This is a genomic window from Thermomonas hydrothermalis (genome assembly GCF_900129205.1).
Taxonomy (GTDB): Bacteria; Pseudomonadota; Gammaproteobacteria; order Xanthomonadales; family Xanthomonadaceae; genus Thermomonas; species Thermomonas hydrothermalis.
The window spans coordinates 1-13,187 of the sequence record NZ_FQUK01000019.1; the positions used below are offsets into that span (position 1 = coordinate 1).

Sequence of the window (13,187 nt, forward strand, 5' to 3'; positions counted from 1 at the left end):
TTAGGGAAGGTCTGAACAACTCCGCCCGATTGCGCGACAATGCCTCACCGTGATCGGGGTGAGTGCGATGCAGCTGTCGTTCGGTGATGCCGAGGGTCTGGGGAGCCGCAAGCGCACGCGGCGCGAGGTGTTTTTGGCGGAGATGGAGCAGGTGGTGCCGTGGCAGGCGCTGCTGGGTCTGATCGAGCCGCACTACCCGAAGATGGGCCGTCCCGGTCGCCAGCCCTATCCGTTGGCGACGATGCTGCGCATCCACTTCCTGCAGCAGTGGTATGCGCTCAGCGACCCGGCGATGGAAGAAGCCTTGTACGACACGCCGGTGATGCGCCGCTTCGCGCAGTTGGGCGGGCTTGCCGACATCCCGGACGAGACGACGATCCTCAACTTCCGCCGGCTGTTGGAGACGTACGGGCTGGCCGAGAAGCTCTTCGAGCAGGTCAACGCCCATCTTCAGCGCAAGGGCCTGAGCCTGCGCAGTGGCACGATCGTGGATGCCACGATCATCAGTGCGCCGAGCTCGACCAAGAACAAGGCGGGCGAGCGCGATCCGGCGATGCACCAGACCAAGAAGGGCAACCAGTGGTTCTTCGGGATGAAGGCGCACATCGGCGTGGATGACGCGTCCGGTCTGGTGCACCACGTGGAATGCACGGCGGCGAACGTGGCCGACGTGACGCAGGTGCACAAGCTGCTGCACGGCCGGGAAGACACGGTGTGCGGCGACAGCGGCTACACGGGTGCCGAGAAGCGCGAGGAGCTGCAGGACGTGGACGCCGGATTCCTGATCGCGGAGAAGCCGTCGAAGCTGCGTGCGATGAAGAACGAGCGCGAGCGGCGCTACGCCGAGCGGTGGGAGCGCTACAAGGCCAGTCTGCGGGCGAAGGTGGAGCACCCGTTCCGGGTGATCAAGCGGCAGTTCGGCTACACGAAGGTGCGCTACCGCGGCCTGGCGAAGAACGCGGCGCAGGTGCTGACGCTGTTCGCGCTGTCGAACCTGTGGATGGCGCGCCGGCGTTTGTTGCCGACGACGGGAGCAGTGCGTCCGTAAGGCGGGGAAACCCGCCAAAAACCGCCCTGCACGGGCGAAATCCGGCTCGAAAGCGACGCCAGGCCGGCGCCACGATGCCGCAATCCGGGCGGCAGAGCGGGTTGTTCAGACCTTCCTTAGGTCGGGGTGGGCATCGCGCAGGCGTTGCAGCTGGGTGGGCAGTTGCTCGGGCTCACCTTCCAGTTCGGCCACGGTCAGGCCTAGGGACGTCAGCGTCTGGGTTTCGATCAGCCGCAGCCCGGCCTCAGCGGCCAGCGCTGCGGGGGAAAGGGCGCTGTCGGCCTCGATGGCCAGTAATGCCCGCCCGGGGGCATAGGCCGGGGGGGTGTCGGATTGCAGCAGGCGACGGCCAAGCCGGAACACCTGGCCCAGATCGACCTGCACCCCCACGCCCATGCCGACGCCCCCCTGGTGACGGCCCGGTTCAGTCCGTGTGGGTGGCGGTTGTTTCGGCGTTCCTCCGGTCTGGGCGAATGCCGGGGCGCCCGTGAGCAGTGCCGCCCCCAGCAGCAGCCTGGCAATCAACCGACCGCGTGGGGAGATGGCACGGATCATGTGTCGGACACCTTGGCCGCGCTTTCCACCAGCGGGCTGGCCTGAAGTTCGGCAAGGGCTGCCGCCGCCGATCCAGACGGGACGGCCAGAGTGAACAGTCCGAGCGCACTGGGGCCATCGACCACCACCGCGCCGACCCGTACCAGCAAGGCGTTGACGTCAGCCATGCGCGCCTGTTGCGAGAACGCGACCTGGACCAGGGCGGCGTCGGTGCGTTGGGTGGTGTTGCTTGGGCCGGACAGGGCCTGGAAGGCGGGCGCCGGTGCTTGGGTGTCGAGAGTGCTGTGGGGCAAGAACGCCACCACCAGCAACGCGCAGGCAGCACCACCGGCGAACGCCATCACCGGCGGCCACCACGCCCGCCAGTCCAGCAGGCGGGCCAGGGGCGAGCGAGGTGCCGGCAACTGGGTCTTGAGGCGCTGCCAGGCGGCCTGCTGATCCAGGGGCGGAGTGCGCGTCTGCCAATGCGCCTTCAAGTGGCGAGAGAAGGCGTCGTCACGCGGCCAGGGGTCGTCGTCGTGGGGAGTCATGTCATCCAGATCGTGGGGAAGGGGCGATTTTTTCAACGCACCGAGGCGGTTTCGCTGGCCAAGTGCTGGCGCAGCCGCTGCCGGGCCAGATGCAGGCGGGTGCCGACGGTGGCCAGCGGGACCTGCTGGATGGCGGCGATCTCCGCCAGCGACAGCCCTTCGTAAGTGAACAGGTACAGGGCTTCGCGCTGGACTTCCGGGAGTGCGTCGAGCGCGGCCGCCAGCCGGGTTTCGTCGCATTCGGCGCACAGCCGGTCGAGCGGTGTGGGGTCGGGGTCGGCCGCCACCGAGAGCAGCATGCCATCGTCATCGCTCACTTCCCGCCAGGTCTGGCTGCGGCTGCGGAGGATGTCCACGATCTTGTGGCGGGCAATGCCCAGTAGCCAGGCCCGCAGCGAGGGTATCTGCGGCAGACTGCGACCCGCCTGACGCCACAGCGCGAGCAGGGTGTCATTGACCACGTCCTGGGCATCGTCGGGGGAACCCAGCCGGCGCAGGGCGTAGGCATACACCGCCTGGCCGTGCATCTGCAGAACCTGGCGCAGTGCACGCTGGTCACCATTGGCCAGCCGTGCCAGCAGGTCGGCATCGGCCCGTGTCTGTGCGTCATCACGCAAGGGATGTGCTGACATAGAGTGGCAAATGCAGTCCTGTGGTGAATCGGCCTGGGATGCCCAAAGTCGGTGCCTGTGGGCAGGGCTTAGCGGGGGTAGAGCGATACGCCGGTTTCCAGTGTGGCGCGTTGGCCATGGCGCACGGCGGTGATGTGAAACTGCACTTGGGCGGGTGGCTGCGCGGCGAACACGCCGACATAGTCGTTCAGACCGTCCACCTGCAGATGATGCAGACCCAGTGCTCTGGGGGTGTCTGTCAGTGTGTTGGCGGTGGCAGTCAGGACCAGATCATCCGGCGGCAGGCCGTTGCCCGCCGCATCACGCAGGGTGACCAGCAGCAGCGCGCCCGGGGTCTGGGTGTCTAAGCCATAGCGCTTGGCGGTTGTCGGGTCGAGCTGGGCGATGTCCAGCGCGACGGCCTGGAACACCGCGTCATCCGCGCGGGCGGTGACTGTGCTGGTGCTGTTGGCCAACACGGCATCGGCGGGTGCCGGGGCATCCGGTGTTCGGGTGCAGCCGGTTGTCAGGCTCGCGAGTAGGGCGGCGGACAGAACTGCGCGCAGGAAGGCAGGGGCATGCATGGCGTTCACCCTTCAGGGGTTGGCAGCAGACAGCTCGGCGCCGCGCACACGGGCGGCATGGATGGCGGCGTGCACCAGGGCGCGGAGGCCGCCTGATTCGAAGGTTTCGATCGCGGCCTGGGTCGTGCCACCGGGCGAGGTCACGCGGCGACGCAGCTCGGCGGCATCAGTGCCGGACTCGGTGAGCATGCGGGCAGCGCCCAGCAGTGTTTGCAGTACCAGCGTGCGTGCGGCATCGGGCGGCAGTCCTTCGGCGATGGCGGCATCGATCATGGCTTCTGCCAGCAGGAAGACATACGCCGGGCCGCTGCCGGAGACGGCGGTGACGGCATCCATCAGGGCCTCGTCGTCCAACCAGACGGTCTTGCCGACTGCGGCCAGCAGCGCCTCGGCATCGGCCCGGCCCTGGCTGTCCACCCGGGCCGCGGCATACAGCCCGGTGACCCCGGCACCGAGCAGGGCCGGGGTATTGGGCATGGCGCGCACGACGGCAACGTCGCCGCCCAGCCAGCGGTCGAGCTGGCTGGTCGTGATGCCGGCGGCGATGGAGACCACCAGCGGGCGATCGGCCTGCACCTGCGCCGCAAGCGTCTGGCAGACCGCGTGCATCACCTGCGGCTTGACCGCCAGCACCACGCAGGCGGCATCGGGGACGGCCTGGGCGGCGGTTTCGAACACGGCGACCCCGAAATCGGCGTGCAGGGCGTCGCGCAGCGCGGCCACCGGCTCGGCGACGCGGATCGTGGCGGGTGGCTGGCCGCGGCTGACCAGCCCGCCGATCAGGCTGCGGGCCATGTTGCCGCCACCGATGAAGGCAATCGTCTTGCTCATGGCGTGGAATCCTTGCGTGGTTTGGCCGGACGTGGTCCGAACAGGGCGGTACCGATGCGTACCAGGGTGGCGCCTTCCTCGATCGCCACACTGTAATCCTCGCTCATGCCCATCGACAGGGTGTCGATGCCGGGCCAGCGGCCAGCGAGCGTGTCGAACAGGGCCGACATGGCGCGGAATGCCGCACGCCGGCGGGCCATGTCGGGGTGCGGGGCGGGGATGGCCATCAACCCGCGCAGACGCAGCCGGGGGTGGGCAGCGATCGCCTCGGCCAGGGTCGGGATCTCCTCCGGCCGGCAGCCGTGCTTGCTGGCTTCATCGTCGATATTGACCTGGATCAGCACGTTCAATGGCGCCGCTTCGGCGGGGCGATGCCGGTCGAGTGCCTCCACCAGCTTGAGCCGGTCGACCGTCTGGATCCAGTCGAAGGCGCGTGCGGCCTCACGCGCCTTGTTGGATTGCAGGTGGCCGATCAGGTGCCATTCCAGCCCTAGCGGGCGCAGCGCCTCGATCTTGGGCAACGCCTCCTGGACGTAGTTCTCGCCAAAGGCGCGTTGGCCGGCGGCGGCGAGCGTGGCGATCTCCTCCGCGGACCGGGTCTTGGAGACGGCCAGCAGGCGTGGCGCTGGCCTGTCTGGCCGGGCGTTGGCGTTGGTAATGGCAGACAACAGGGTATTCAGGGATGCGGCGGGCGCGGTCACGGGCGGTTGAATACGGAGGCGGGTGGCGCTCATACTGCCTGTGGGGGGGCACTGATGCTACCGTGCATCAGGCCGCGTGGCGGCACCAACGAATGGGATGGGTAGGGGATACGCATGGATATCGCTGAACTTCTGGCATTTTCGGTCAAGAACAAAGCCTCCGACCTGCATCTTTCGGCCGGGTTGCCGCCGATGATCCGCGTCGATGGCGATGTGCGCCGGATCAACATCCCGCCGCTGGACCACAAGCAGGTCCATGCGCTGATCTACGACATCATGTCGGACAAGCAGCGGCGCGATTACGAAGAATTCCTCGAAGTGGACTTCTCGTTCGAGATCGCCTCGCTGGCCCGCTTCCGCGTCAATGCCTTCAACCAGAACCGCGGTGCCGGCGCGGTGTTCCGCACCATTCCGTCGGAAGTGCTGACGCTGGAAGACTTGGGCTGCCCGCGCGTGTTCAAGGAGCTGATCGAGCAGCCGCAGGGGCTGATCCTGGTCACCGGGCCCACAGGCTCGGGTAAATCGACCACCCTGGCGGCGATGATCGATCACATCAACAAGAACGAATACGCCCACATCCTCACCATCGAGGATCCGATTGAGTTCGTCCACACCTCGCAGAAGTGTCTGATCAACCAGCGCGAGGTGCATCGGGACACCCACGGCTTCAACGAGGCGCTGCGCTCGGCGTTGCGCGAGGATCCGGACTACATCCTGGTCGGCGAGCTGCGTGACTTAGAGACCATTCGTCTGGCCCTGACCGCCGCCGAGACCGGTCACCTGGTGTTTGGCACCCTGCACACCAGCTCGGCAGCCAAGACCATCGACCGCATCATCGACGTGTTCCCGGCGGGCGAAAAGCCCATGGTGCGTTCGATGCTGTCGGAATCGCTGCGTGCGGTGATCAGCCAGGCGCTGCTGAAAAAGATCGGCGGCGGTCGTACGGCGGCGTGGGAGATCATGGTCGGCACCCCGGCCATTCGCAACCTGATCCGCGAGGACAAGGTGGCGCAGATGTACTCGGCGATCCAGACCGGCCAGGCCCAAGGCATGCAGACACTCGACCAGCACCTGCAGGAGCTGGTCAAACGTAGCGTGGTCAGCCGTCAGCAGGCCCGTCAGTACGCCAAGGACAAGCGTCTGTTCGAATGAGCGCCCCCGCGCAGGAGTAGCCAGACATGAGCGGCATCGATTTCACTTCGTTCCTCAAGCTGATGGCGCACCAGAAGGCGTCAGACCTGTTCATCACCGCCGGCATGCCGCCGTCGATGAAGGTCAACGGCAAGATCACGCCGATCACCCAGAACCCGCTGACGCCCCAGCAGTCGCGCGATCTGGTGCTGAATGTGATGACGCCACAGCAGCGCGAGGAGTTCGAGAAAACCCACGAGTGCAACTTCGCGATCGGTGTGGCCGGCGTGGGGCGGTTCCGCGTCAGCTGTTTCTACCAGCGCAACCAGGTGGGCATGGTGCTGCGCCGGATCGAGACCCGGATCCCGACCATCGAGGAGCTGGGGCTGCCGCCGATCATCAAGACCCTGGCGATGACCAAGCGCGGCATCATCATCTTCGTGGGTGCCACCGGTACCGGTAAGTCGACATCGCTGGCGGCGATGATCGGCTACCGCAACCAGAACTCGACCGGTCACATCATCACCATCGAGGACCCGATCGAGTTCGTGCACAAGCACGAGGGGTGCATCATCACCCAGCGTGAGGTCGGCATCGATACCGACAGCTGGGAGAACGCGCTGAAGAACACGCTGCGCCAGGCGCCCGACGTGATCATGATTGGTGAGGTACGCACCCGTGAAGGCATGGATCATGCGATTGCCTTCGCGGAGACGGGCCATCTGGTGCTGTGCACCCTGCATGCCAACAACGCCAACCAGGCGATGGACCGCATCATCAACTTCTTCCCGGAAGATCGTCGCAGCCAGCTGCTGATGGATCTTTCCCTCAACCTCAAGGCGGTGGTGGCGCAGCAGTTGATCCCCACCCCCGATGGCAAGGCGCGGCGGGTGGCGATGGAAATCCTGCTCGGCACGCCGCTGGTGCAGGATTACATCCGCGAGGGCGAAATCCACAAGCTCAAGGATGTCATGAAGGAATCCGTCCAGCTGGGGATGAAGACCTTCGATCAGAGCCTGTTCGAGCTGTACCAGGCTGGCGAAATCAGCTACGAGGACGCGCTCCGCTATGCCGATTCGGCCAACGAAGTGCGGCTGCGCATCAAGCTGGCCCAGGGCGGTGACGTCAACACTCTGACCGGCGGGCTGGAGGGCGTCGGGATTGCCGAGGTGGGGCGCTGAGGCAGGACGTGTCGGCGCCGCCGCGGGGCGGCGCGGCGACGCGTTACAATCCGCGTCGTGCAACTGCCTCCTGCCAACTTCACGAACCATTTGTTGATCGCGCTGCCCTCGCTGCGCGACCCCAACTTTGAGCGCACGGTCACCCTGATCTGTCACCACGATGACGAAGGGGCGTTGGGCGTGATCATCAATCAGCCCAGTCAGGTCACCGTCGGCGACGTGCTGCAGCATTTGGGCTTGTCCACCGACGACCCGGCCGTGCGTGACCAGCCGGTGCTGGAGGGTGGCCCGGTTCACCGCGAGCGCGGTTTCGTGATCCATGACGGTGATCGGCGATACGACTCCAGCACGCAGGTCGGCGAGGGGCTGTACCTGACCACCTCGCGCGATGTCATGGAGGCGATGGCCAAAGGGGAAGGCCCGCCGCATGCCCTGGTGGCACTGGGCTGCGCCGGCTGGGGCCCCGGCCAGCTGGAACAGGAGCTGGTCGAGGATGCCTGGTTGCTGGCTCCGGTGCGGACCGACGTGCTGTTTGAACTGCCGCTGGCGCAACGCTGGCAGGCGGCTGCCGGCAGCATCGGGATCGACTTGCTCAATCACGCCAGTCACAGCGGCCACGCATGACCGTGCCGGCTGTCCCTGCGTCGACCGTGATCCGGCCGGATGCCACCGTGCTGGGCTTCGATGTCGGCGCACGGCGGATCGGAGTGGCCGTGGGCAATGCCCTCACCGGTACGGCCAGTCCGCTGGCGGTGGTGGAGGTCCACACGGCCGGCCCCGACTGGACGCAGCTGGATGCCTTGGTGCGGCAATGGCGTCCTGGCGGGCTGGTGGTTGGTGATCCGCTGACCCTCGATGGCGGCGATCAGCCGATCCGCAAGGCCGCGCACGCCTTCGCCGCCACCCTGCAGCAGCGGTTTGCGCTGCCCGTGGTGTTGGTGGATGAGCGCAACAGCTCGCAGGAAGCCGCGCGCCGCTTTGCGGCCGCCCGTGCCGACGGCCGCCGGCGACGGCGCGATGCCGCGGTGCTGGATGCCTTCGCGGCTGCCGTCATCATCGAACGCTGGCTGGCCTGCCCGCAGCAGGCGCATGTGCTGCCGTGACGCCCAATCTGGTGGATTTTCAATGGTATGACCATGTCGAATGAGTCCTCGCCCCGTCTTCGTCATCTGCTGGATCTGGTGTCGCTGCCCGCAAGCCGGATGGACGCCCTGCTGCGTCGGGCCCAGGCCTTTGCCGACGGTGCCCAGGCGCCGACGGCGCTGGCCGGGGTGGCCGTCTGCACGCTGTTCTTCGAGCCCTCCACCCGTACCCGTCTGAGCTTCCAGCTGGCCGCGCAGCGGTTGGGTGCGTACATCCTCAATTTCGATGCCTCCACCTCGTCGGTGACCAAAGGCGAGACCGACCTGGACACCTTCCGTACCCTGCAGGCCATGGGGGCACGCGGCATCGTGATTCGCCATCGCATCGATGGCGCGGTGGCCGCCTTGGCAGCGGCGGCAAACCCGGATGTGGCGGTGTTCAATGCCGGTGATGGGCGCAGCCATCATCCCACCCAGGGCTTGCTGGACATGCTCACCCTGCGTCAGGCCAAGGGGGAGGACTTCTCCAAGCTCAAGGTGCTGATCGTTGGCGACGTCAAGCATTCGCGGGTGGCGCGCAGTGATTTGCACGCGCTGCGTGCGTTGGGGTGTGGGGAAATCCGCGTCTGCGGGCCAGCCAGCCTGCTGCCCGAGGACGACACCCTGGCTGGCTGTCAGGTCAGCCATGATTTCGATGCCGCCCTCGATGGGGTGGACGTGGTGATGATGCTGCGTTTGCAGCGGGAACGGATGGCCGAGGGGCTGGTGGCCTCGTTGGAGGACTACCACCGCGATTACGGTCTGACCGCAGCGCGTCTGCGACGTGCCGCGCCGGATGCCGTCGTCATGCATCCTGGGCCGATGAATCGCGGCATCGAGATCACCGATGAAGTGGCCGACGGCCCACAGTCGCGCGTGCTCACCCAGGTGGCCAATGGCGTGGCGGTGCGCATGGCGGTGCTGGAAGCCGCGCTCGCCCCGGCCTGAGCATCGCCGCACCGACCGACCGCACGCTTAGGGCCTGCTGTCCGGAGTGTCTGCACGCACCCGCAAGTAGCGTGCAAAGCGCGGTGTGCCGTGCGCGGTGACGCCGTTGTAGCGGTAGGTGATGCGGGTACCGACCGGTGGCGGATGGCGGCGGTCGGCGTCGGACAGGCCGCTGCCCAGTGCGAAGCGGCGGCGGCGTCATCCTCGACCAGCACTGCGCCGACCAGCCCTGCGTATTTGCCGCGCCCGGGTCGATAGCCGATGACGCGGGCTTCGGCGTCGGCAACCGGTTTGTACTTGAGCAGGGCATCGCTGCGGCCGCCCTGATAGCGGGCCTGCATGTGATGCAACATCAACCCCTCGCCGCCGCTTTTGAGCACGCTGCGCAGGCGTGCGTCGAGGGCGGCGCGGCTGTCCACCGGAGATTGGGCGATGGCGTGCAGGTGCGGCGCGGCAGTCGCGGCCACCAATGCCTGCAATCGGGTCGCCCGTTGCGCAAACGGTGCAGGATCGGCCGGCAGGTCAAAGGCCATGAAGCGCACCGTACGCCAGGCCGTTGTATCCGGACGCACGGCGCGGACCAGATCGCTGATCTGCTGGAAGCGCCCACGCCCCAGCCACAGCTCGCCATCAAGCGGGGTTGCCGGCCAGCCGGCGGTGAACCAGGCCGGCACCAGGATCGGGTCACCATTGCGGGTCAGCAGGCGTCGCCCGTCCCAGCGGGCCCGCACGCCGTCCAGCTTTTCACTGACCAGATACTGGCGAACATCGATGTCCCCGCGCAGCGAGGTGGCCAGCATCGGCGCGGGGATGAGCGCAACGGCCCACACCGGGGAAGACGTCAGGCATGTCGATGACAGCAACACGGCGAGCAGGGCGGCGCGCAGATCCATGGCAGGCTCCTGTGACAGCAGTGGACTCAGCATGAGGCGCGCCAGATCGGGGCAGGATCGGCCGGCGCCTTGTCGCAGGATCGGAGTTTGCCGCGTCGCGCGCGGAGCAAGAACGGCACGACGGGTGGCGTGCCGGGGTGCAGGAAAGATCACATCGTGCGCACTTGCGCGATGGCCGCATGCGCCGATTCAAGTCGGCGCGCTGCTGGCTGGAATGGACGCCGGGACTGCGTCAGCGTGCCGCCGCACGAGCGGCAAACTCGCGCCGCAGCCAGCTGTCGATCATGCGTTTTTCGTAGCGCAGCGGGTCGCTGTCATTGAGCATCCCGCTGCTGACCAGAAAGCCGGGATCGGTCAGACTGCGCTCGCCTTCGGCCACGACCTGGCCCTGGGCGTTGAGTTCACGGAATCGCACTTTCATGCGTGGCGGGTAGATGTCACGCACGATCCGCACGTTCTGTTGATCCACGCCCAGCCAGGGTTCGTACTGGCCAGCGCGCTTGATGTCGAGGATGGTCAACTCCAGCTGGTGCCCTGGCGGCAGTTGGCGTTCGGCCTGGCGGCGCATGTACTGGGCCAGCTGAACCAGCCAGTCGCCTTGCGCGGCGGCCCAGGCATTGCCGCTGGTGGTGATTTCGGTGAACTTGGCCGGATCGCTCCAGCTCACGCTGACCGGGCCCGAGGGTGGTAGCGCGCGTGGGGCGTCGGCGGCCAGCATGCCTTTGCTGGTCGAGCCGGCGCAGCCGGCCAGGCCCAGCAGGATCAGGACGGTGGCGATGACGGTGCGCATGGCAGGACTCCTGCGGTGTAACCGGTATACAAGTGTGCCGCCTGCGCAGCGTGCGGAGGCGGCAGATCCGGCAGTCAGTCAGCGGCCGTTTCGGTCGTGGCGGCGGGGGTGGCCGTATCGAGGAACCAGGCTTCAACCGTGCCCTTGAGCTTCATGGTCATGGGCTGGCCACGGCGATCCAGCGAACGGCCCACCTGCACGCGCACCCAGCCTTCGCTGATGCAGTATTCCTCGACGTTGTGGCGTTCGATCCCATTGAAGCGGATGCCGATACCGCGCTCCAGCAGTGCCGGCTGATAAAACGGGCTGCGCGGGTCGTTGCTGAGGCGGTCGGGTGGTGTGTCGGTGGTATTGGTCATGGTCATGGTGTGGGGAGCGTGTGTGGATGCAACGGTAAGCCCAGGCCTGTGGCCGTGCGCCTAGGATACCGGCCGCGGCCGGTACACTGGACAGATGCCTGCCGCCCCGCATGATGCCGCGCTCGACGCCCTGATGATGCCTTTCAAGACCGGTCAGATTGACTGGTCGGGGCCGGTGCTGTTTCTACGTGCTCGGGTGGGTGCGGTCTTGCCTGGGCTGGGGGCGGATGGTCTGGTCGTCACCCAGCCGTTTTTCCCTGAGGCCCAGCGTTTGCAGCGCCTGGGGCTGACATGGCAGGACGAGGATGCCTTGCCGGCAGCGGCATTTGCGCGGGTGTTGGTGTTGCCCCCACGCCAGCGCGAGGAGGCGCGTGCGCTGCTGGCGCGTGCCTGCCAGGCCGTGGCCGCGGATGGGGTGGTCGTGTGCGCGGCGGCCAATGATGAAGGTGGCCGCGCGCGCGAAGCCGACCTGCAACGCTTGGCAGGCGCCATCCAAAGCATCGGCAAACACCACTGCCGGGTGTGCTGGACGGTGCCAGGCGCCCGTTTCGATCCCGGCCTGCTGTCGGATTGGGTGCAGGCCGATGCGCCGCGTCAGGTTGAAAGCCCCGCCGTGCCGGGTGGCGCCTTTCTCACCCGCCCCGGTGTGTTTGCCTGGGATCGGGTGGATCCGGCGTCGGCGCTGCTGGCGCAGGCATTGCCGACCGGCTTGTCCGGTCGGGTGGCCGATTTCGGTGCCGGCTGGGGCTATCTGGCCCTGCAGGTGCTGGCCCGCTGCTCGGGTGTCACGACATTGGAGCTGTTCGAAGCCGACGCCCGGGCGCTGGCATTGGCCGAGCGCAATCTCGCTGCGGCGGCGCGCGCGCGGGGGGTGACGGTGCACACCCACTGGCACGATGTGACCGCCGGTGTCGCGGCGGGCTTCGATGCCATCGTCTGCAATCCGCCCTTCCATGCCCTGGGGCGTGGTGAGCGTCCGGAGATCGGGCGCGCTTTCATTCGTGCGGCGGCACAGGCGCTGCGCCAGGGTGGCGAGCTCTGGCTGGTCGCCAACCGGCATCTGCCCTACGAGGAGGCGCTGGGGCAAGGCTTTGGGCAGGTGCGTTGCCTGCTCCAGCAAGACGGGTACAAGGTGGTGCAGGCGGTGAAGGCATGAAGCTGGTCAAACATCTGGCCAATCTTGGCTACGGCAGCCGCAAGCAGGTGCGGCAGATGTTCCGCGAAGGACGGATCACCAATGCCGCGGGCGACGTTCTCTATGCCGACGACCCGCTGGTGCACGAGGACGTGCGGGTGGACGGAGCGCCACTGGACCCGCCGCCGGGTGTGCTGCTGATGCTGCACAAACCGGTCGGCTACACCTGTTCGACTCGCGATCTCGGGCCGTTGGTGCACGATCTCTTGCCGCCTCGGTTTCGCCTGCGTTCGCCGGTGCTATCCACGGTTGGCCGGCTCGATCGTGACACCTCCGGGCTGCTGTTGCTGACCGATGACGGGCAACTGCTGCACCGGATCATTGCGCCGAAGTCGAAGCTGCCCAAGGTATATCGCGCCACCCTGGCCGAGGATCTGCGTGGCGACGAAGCGGCGTTGTTTGCCAGCGGCACGTTGCAGTTGCATGGGGATTCCACACCTTTGTTACCCGCCAAGCTGGAGCCGCTGGGGCCGCGGCTGGCCAGGCTGACGCTGCACGAGGGGCGCTACCACCAGGTGCGGCGGATGTTTGCCGCGGTGGGCAACCATGTGCTCGCCTTGCATCGCGAACAGATCGGCGGCTTGACCCTGGGCGATCTGCCGCAGGGGCAATGGCGGGTGCTCGACGACGCCGACCGGGCGCAGTTGTTTTCGGTATGAACACGCCCGCCGGTTTGGAGGCACGCAAGCGGCGGCATGCGCCCTGGCTG

The 13,187-nt window shown here is 67.1% G+C and carries 16 protein-coding genes and 1 pseudogene; 8 read left to right on the top strand and 9 right to left on the bottom strand.

Annotation, left to right across the window (positions count from 1 at the left end):
• The first annotated feature begins 67 nt into the window (after window positions 1–67).
• A complete protein-coding gene (locus BUA29_RS06640) occupies window positions 68–1,048 on the top strand; it encodes an IS5 family transposase (RefSeq protein WP_072755831.1) in 981 nt (326 codons plus the stop codon).
• A gap of 105 nt (window positions 1,049–1,153) precedes the next feature.
• On the opposite strand, the gene BUA29_RS11985 is transcribed toward BUA29_RS06640, so the two are convergent.
• The 6 genes from BUA29_RS11985 to BUA29_RS06670 all read right to left on the bottom strand — a co-directional run bounded on the left by BUA29_RS11985 (window position 1,154) and on the right by BUA29_RS06670 (window position 4,893).
• On the bottom strand, window positions 1,154–1,603 hold the full coding sequence (locus tag BUA29_RS11985) for a hypothetical protein (protein WP_143148837.1): 450 nt from the start codon (window positions 1,601–1,603) through the stop codon (window positions 1,154–1,156).
• Window positions 1,600–2,133 (bottom strand): hypothetical protein, encoded by a 534-nt coding sequence (locus BUA29_RS06650; protein WP_072755833.1) that lies wholly within the window; start codon window positions 2,131–2,133, stop codon window positions 1,600–1,602. Before BUA29_RS06650 ends, BUA29_RS11985 begins: the two co-directional genes overlap by 4 nt.
• Before the next feature lie 32 nt (window positions 2,134–2,165).
• Window positions 2,166–2,765 (bottom strand): RNA polymerase sigma factor, encoded by a 600-nt coding sequence (locus BUA29_RS06655; protein WP_072755834.1) that lies wholly within the window; start codon window positions 2,763–2,765, stop codon window positions 2,166–2,168.
• Between the two features lie 68 nt (window positions 2,766–2,833).
• Complete coding sequence (locus BUA29_RS06660; RefSeq protein WP_072755835.1) at window positions 2,834–3,328, bottom strand: DUF4426 domain-containing protein; 495 nt, start codon at window positions 3,326–3,328, stop codon at window positions 2,834–2,836.
• A gap of 12 nt (window positions 3,329–3,340) precedes the next feature.
• Window positions 3,341–4,159, bottom strand: a complete 819-nt coding sequence (gene proC / locus BUA29_RS06665; protein WP_072755836.1) for a pyrroline-5-carboxylate reductase — start codon at window positions 4,157–4,159, stop codon at window positions 3,341–3,343.
• Entirely contained in the window at window positions 4,156–4,893 is a 738-nt protein-coding gene (locus BUA29_RS06670; protein ID WP_072755837.1) for a YggS family pyridoxal phosphate-dependent enzyme, read from the bottom strand. Before BUA29_RS06670 ends, proC begins: the two co-directional genes overlap by 4 nt.
• An 81-nt stretch (window positions 4,894–4,974) precedes the next feature.
• Between BUA29_RS06670 and BUA29_RS06675 the strand changes: the two genes are divergently transcribed.
• From BUA29_RS06675 to BUA29_RS06695, 5 genes are read left to right on the top strand one after another with little or no spacing between them, the layout of a single operon-like run.
• The gene (locus tag BUA29_RS06675) at window positions 4,975–6,012 is read left to right on the top strand and encodes a type IV pilus twitching motility protein PilT (protein WP_072755838.1); all 1,038 of its coding nucleotides are present in this window, start codon (window positions 4,975–4,977) and stop codon (window positions 6,010–6,012) included.
• A gap of 26 nt (window positions 6,013–6,038) precedes the next feature.
• Window positions 6,039–7,172, top strand: coding sequence for a PilT/PilU family type 4a pilus ATPase (locus tag BUA29_RS06680; RefSeq protein WP_072755839.1), 1,134 nt, complete (start codon window positions 6,039–6,041; stop codon window positions 7,170–7,172).
• 57 nt (window positions 7,173–7,229) lie between these two features.
• Window positions 7,230–7,796 (top strand): YqgE/AlgH family protein, encoded by a 567-nt coding sequence (locus tag BUA29_RS06685; protein WP_072755840.1) that lies wholly within the window; start codon window positions 7,230–7,232, stop codon window positions 7,794–7,796.
• The gene (gene ruvX, locus BUA29_RS06690; RefSeq protein WP_072755841.1) at window positions 7,793–8,275 is read left to right on the top strand and encodes a Holliday junction resolvase RuvX; all 483 of its coding nucleotides are present in this window, start codon (window positions 7,793–7,795) and stop codon (window positions 8,273–8,275) included. Before BUA29_RS06685 ends, ruvX begins: the two co-directional genes overlap by 4 nt.
• Window positions 8,276–8,302: 27 nt before the next feature.
• Window positions 8,303–9,241 (top strand): aspartate carbamoyltransferase catalytic subunit, encoded by a 939-nt coding sequence (locus tag BUA29_RS06695; RefSeq protein ID WP_072755842.1) that lies wholly within the window; start codon window positions 8,303–8,305, stop codon window positions 9,239–9,241.
• Between the two features lie 257 nt (window positions 9,242–9,498).
• Here BUA29_RS06695 and BUA29_RS12425 read toward each other — a convergent pair.
• The 3 genes and pseudogenes from BUA29_RS12425 to BUA29_RS06710 form a co-directional block, all read right to left on the bottom strand.
• Window positions 9,499–10,167 (bottom strand): annotated as a pseudogene (locus BUA29_RS12425) (DNA ligase); the annotation flags it as partial.
• A 199-nt stretch (window positions 10,168–10,366) separates the two neighbouring features.
• Window positions 10,367–10,924 carry a DUF3016 domain-containing protein gene (locus BUA29_RS06705; protein ID WP_072755843.1) on the bottom strand — a complete coding sequence of 186 codons (558 nt, stop codon included), beginning with the start codon at window positions 10,922–10,924 and terminating at the stop codon, window positions 10,367–10,369.
• 74 nt (window positions 10,925–10,998) lie between these two features.
• On the bottom strand, window positions 10,999–11,283 hold the full coding sequence (locus BUA29_RS06710) for a DUF3297 family protein (protein WP_072755874.1): 285 nt from the start codon (window positions 11,281–11,283) through the stop codon (window positions 10,999–11,001).
• 94 nt (window positions 11,284–11,377) lie between these two features.
• Between BUA29_RS06710 and BUA29_RS06715 the strand changes: the two genes are divergently transcribed.
• Window positions 11,378–12,439 (top strand): class I SAM-dependent methyltransferase, encoded by a 1,062-nt coding sequence (locus BUA29_RS06715; protein WP_072755844.1) that lies wholly within the window; start codon window positions 11,378–11,380, stop codon window positions 12,437–12,439.
• Window positions 12,436–13,137: a pseudouridine synthase gene (locus BUA29_RS06720; RefSeq protein ID WP_072755845.1), complete on the top strand. Its 702-nt coding sequence runs from the start codon at window positions 12,436–12,438 to the stop codon at window positions 13,135–13,137. Before BUA29_RS06715 ends, BUA29_RS06720 begins: the two co-directional genes overlap by 4 nt.
• The last annotated feature ends 50 nt before the right edge of the window (window positions 13,138–13,187 follow it).

What these genes read in the sequence shown, in the direction of transcription:
- BUA29_RS06640 (WP_072755831.1), top strand. Translation starts at nt 68, where the DNA reads ATGCAGCTGTCGTTCGGTGATGCCGAGGGTCTGGGGAGCCGCAAGCGC.
- BUA29_RS11985 (WP_143148837.1), bottom strand. Translation starts at nt 1,603, where the DNA reads ATGATCCGTGCCATCTCCCCACGCGGTCGGTTGATTGCCAGGCTGCTG.
- BUA29_RS06650 (WP_072755833.1), bottom strand. Translation starts at nt 2,133, where the DNA reads ATGACTCCCCACGACGACGACCCCTGGCCGCGTGACGACGCCTTCTCT.
- BUA29_RS06655 (WP_072755834.1), bottom strand. Translation starts at nt 2,765, where the DNA reads ATGTCAGCACATCCCTTGCGTGATGACGCACAGACACGGGCCGATGCC.
- BUA29_RS06660 (WP_072755835.1), bottom strand. Translation starts at nt 3,328, where the DNA reads ATGCATGCCCCTGCCTTCCTGCGCGCAGTTCTGTCCGCCGCCCTACTC.
- proC (WP_072755836.1), bottom strand. Translation starts at nt 4,159, where the DNA reads ATGAGCAAGACGATTGCCTTCATCGGTGGCGGCAACATGGCCCGCAGC.
- BUA29_RS06670 (WP_072755837.1), bottom strand. Translation starts at nt 4,893, where the DNA reads ATGAGCGCCACCCGCCTCCGTATTCAACCGCCCGTGACCGCGCCCGCC.
- BUA29_RS06675 (WP_072755838.1), top strand. Translation starts at nt 4,975, where the DNA reads ATGGATATCGCTGAACTTCTGGCATTTTCGGTCAAGAACAAAGCCTCC.
- BUA29_RS06680 (WP_072755839.1), top strand. Translation starts at nt 6,039, where the DNA reads ATGAGCGGCATCGATTTCACTTCGTTCCTCAAGCTGATGGCGCACCAG.
- ruvX (WP_072755841.1), top strand. Translation starts at nt 7,793, where the DNA reads ATGACCGTGCCGGCTGTCCCTGCGTCGACCGTGATCCGGCCGGATGCC.
- BUA29_RS06695 (WP_072755842.1), top strand. Translation starts at nt 8,303, where the DNA reads ATGACCATGTCGAATGAGTCCTCGCCCCGTCTTCGTCATCTGCTGGAT.
- BUA29_RS06705 (WP_072755843.1), bottom strand. Translation starts at nt 10,924, where the DNA reads ATGCGCACCGTCATCGCCACCGTCCTGATCCTGCTGGGCCTGGCCGGC.
- BUA29_RS06710 (WP_072755874.1), bottom strand. Translation starts at nt 11,283, where the DNA reads ATGACCAATACCACCGACACACCACCCGACCGCCTCAGCAACGACCCG.
- BUA29_RS06715 (WP_072755844.1), top strand. Translation starts at nt 11,378, where the DNA reads ATGCCTGCCGCCCCGCATGATGCCGCGCTCGACGCCCTGATGATGCCT.
- BUA29_RS06720 (WP_072755845.1), top strand. Translation starts at nt 12,436, where the DNA reads ATGAAGCTGGTCAAACATCTGGCCAATCTTGGCTACGGCAGCCGCAAG.